Consider the following 336-nt stretch of genomic DNA (forward strand, 5'->3'; position numbering starts at 1 on the left):
CCGCCAATCCGGCGAGGAAGGCGCCAATAAAGAAGGCCAAGAGCGATTTGCCGCCCGCCTTGGTGGGTTCGGCAGCCGTAACGGGCTCGCTGACCGTGGCGGCAGCGGCGGTATCGGCCACAGCGGTATCAGCGGCTGCGGGGGCTACGGTATCCGCTGCAGGAGTAGCTGCGGTGGCGCTAATGGTAGCACCGCTCAGCTTGGCGGAGAGCTCCGCCTCCAGGGGCACGCAGCTTCCCTCGTTGCAGCCCTGCCCCTCGATGCTCACCTTCACCTCGAAGGGCTTATCGGTTAGCGCCTTTACCTTTTGTACAAAGGTGGCCGAGCCGTTAAAAT

1 protein-coding gene is annotated in these 336 nt (G+C 63.7%); it reads right to left on the minus strand.

All coding sequences use genetic code 11. The features are described 5' to 3' along the window. Nucleotides 1-336: hypothetical protein (locus tag L990_RS20305; protein WP_047452670.1), on the minus strand; the 336-nt coding region annotated here is incomplete at both ends.

It is taken from the genome of Alistipes sp. ZOR0009, assembly GCF_000798815.1.
Lineage (GTDB): Bacteria > Bacteroidota > Bacteroidia > Bacteroidales > ZOR0009 > Acetobacteroides.